General features: G+C 78.7%; 1 pseudogene. It reads left to right on the top strand.

Features of this window, described 5'->3' with window-relative positions:
• A pseudogene (locus AC1DYG_RS19190) lies at nucleotides 1–388 on the top strand (TPM domain-containing protein); the annotation flags it as partial.
• Nucleotides 389–526: the final 138 nt, after the last annotated feature.

Genomic DNA, 526 nt, shown 5'->3' with positions numbered 1-526 from the left:
CGTCAACACCCGGCGCGGCGCGGTCGGCGCGGAGGCCCGGACCCGGCTCTCCGAGGCGCAGCGGCACTACGAGGCCGCCCGCCAGCTGGCCGGCTCGGACCCGTCGAAGGCGCTGCAGCACGCCCAGGCCGCCGGCGACCTCGGCGCCCGGGCGATGCGGCAGGCCCAGTCCGACGTGCAGCGCTGGGAGGCCAGCCGCCGGCCGCAGCAGAGCGCGGGCAGCAACACCGGCGCGATCCTCGGCGGCATCCTGATCGACTCGATGATGCGCGGCGGCATGAGCGGCGGCTGGGGCAACCGCGGCGGCGGGGGCGGCGGCGGCCGCTCCCCCGGTTCGTTCGGCGGGCCCAGCAGCTCCGGCCGGATCACCCGCAGCGGACGGTTCTGAGCGCGGCCGCGTTCGCGCGGCGCTGACCGGTCCGCGGACCCGTCGGCCACGCGCGGTCGCCGGGGAGAGGAGGAGCGGTGAGCACCTCGCTGGCCCAGCCCGGTCTCGCCCTGGCCGTGGTGTGCACGGTGATGGCGC

The organism is Pedococcus sp. P1_H8, assembly GCF_056405175.1.
The sequence above is the reverse complement of the archived record's forward strand: the minus strand, read 5'-3'. Positions and strand labels throughout refer to the sequence as shown.